Below are 1,426 nucleotides of genomic sequence, written 5' to 3'. Positions count from 1 at the left end.
CGGTTATTTGTAGTCTGCGCTGAAACGGATTCCGGAAAAGACATCTGCGGGATTTTTGTGGAAGAACTTTACCAGGATTATGTAGAAGGAACTTCTATGAAAAACATAGAAGCAAGGGTGAAGTGTGACCTGGATAGAGTGGGAAATATGGAAAATACCAGATATCTGAATGACTATGAAAAAGTCAGGGAACATCTCTTTCTGGGGCTTTTGAACCTGGAAAAACACAGGCATGAACTGAAAAATGCCGTATATAAAACAATGGGGGACATTGCAATCACGTTATATGTGCATGCAGGAACCTTGAAGAATGGGATTACATATTTGAAAGTCAGATCGGAATATTTGGAAACATGGGGCTTGGAAAAAGACGATGTTTTACACGATGCTCTTTTAAACAGTTATCGTATATTGTCTCCAAGAATCTATGATTTCAAAAAAATGATGTACACTCCGGGGTATGCTGGTGATGACTTCATGAATGTGGATCCCTATTTTATTTCGGATAAAAAAAAGAAGGAGGGAATCTGTCTTAGCGTAAAAGGACTCACAAATGGAGCTGTGGCAGTCCTGTATCCAGAAGTGATAAAAAAACTGGTGGAATTAATGGATGGGGATTTTTATGTGGTATTTAGCAGTGTGCATGAAGCCCTGATACACAGCTCAAAACTTTGCAGCTTAGAAGAACTTGAGAATTTATTAAGAACTTCCAATTCGAGAATGACATTCCAAAAGGAGTTTTTAACGGATAAGGTCTATTATTACTGCAGGGAAGAGGATAAATTTATTATGCTTCAAGGCAGTCTGAAAATGTTAGTTACAACAATCCGTATGGATGAGGAAAATTAAATGATAAGGAACGAGATGCGGCGGGAATTTCCTGCCGTATCTTTTGTTAAGAGGAGAAGAAAATGTCCGAGGGATACGAATACAATTTGTTGACACAGGAGCTGCTTCTTCAAGGATATACGGCGGAACACTATCCGGACTATGTTCGAATCGGAAACGGAAGGCTGGGAAAGTCACCACTTGAAAATTCATGCGGCGGTTTTATATATACCAAAGATTATCTGGAAAAGAAAGCATTTATGTCTGGCTGTGGTCTATACGTGAGTTGGGAAAAATGTATTAACGATATAGATTACCTGGAGGAAACATTCTGCTTTGAAAATGATAATGTCGTTTTTCGGTGTCCATGGCATAAGAAAAATTGTGAACAGAATCATCCTTTATTAAGGGAAGATAACTTCGGCTTCTGTGCCTGCCATATAGTATCAGATTACCAGTATGAAAAAAGTGCAGAATATTTGGAAGACCAGGTAAATCAGAAAAAGGAAGAATTGTTTCAGAAATTTAAGGAACAGCATAAAAACTGTATTTGTAAGATGCATATGTCTTATAACTACGAGAAGCAGGAATGGAGCCT

General features: G+C 38.2%; 1 protein-coding gene and 1 pseudogene. Both read left to right on the top strand.

The annotated features are described in order from the left end of the window. Nucleotides 1–849, top strand: an 849-nt coding sequence (locus I4V84_RS19470) for a DUF5688 family protein (protein ID WP_195993196.1), incomplete at its 5' end; no start/stop codon positions are given. 62 nt (nt 850–911) lie between these two features. Beyond that, nucleotides 912–1,426, top strand: a pseudogene (locus I4V84_RS19465) (hypothetical protein); the annotation flags it as partial.

Source organism: Ruminococcus sp. 1001713B170207_170306_F1 (assembly GCF_015668065.1).
Lineage (GTDB): Bacteria > Bacillota > Clostridia > Lachnospirales > Lachnospiraceae > Blautia_A > Blautia_A faecis.
This window is presented reverse-complemented; position numbering and strand designations above follow the sequence as displayed.